Annotated in this window: 1 protein-coding gene; it reads left to right on the top strand. The window is 66.4% G+C overall.

The annotated features are described in order from the left end of the window. Positions 1-229: alpha/beta fold hydrolase (locus tag AB1471_RS18020; RefSeq protein WP_367781085.1), on the top strand; the 229-nt coding region annotated here is incomplete at both ends.

Raw genomic sequence — 229 nt, 5'->3', positions numbered from 1 at the left:
CTCGAACAGTGGGCTCACGATGCCCGCGCGGTGATGGACGCGGTGGGATCGCAGCGAACGGCGGTGTTCGCCTTGGCGCCCACGGCGTTGGAGGCCGTGGTGTTTGCCACCACCTATCCCGATCGGGTGGCGGCACTCGTCGTCGTGAACGGCATGGCTCGGATGTTGTGGGCGCCCGACTTCCCGCTAGGTGTCAGCCGCGAGTTCATGGAGACCTTCCGAAGGGTGA

The sequence above is a fragment of the Jeotgalibacillus marinus genome (genome assembly GCF_040801915.1).
Classification (GTDB): Bacteria; Bacillota; Bacilli; order Bacillales; family Jeotgalibacillaceae; genus Jeotgalibacillus; species Jeotgalibacillus marinus.
Note: the sequence above shows the minus strand (reverse complement) of the source record. Positions and strands in the feature narration are given on the sequence as shown.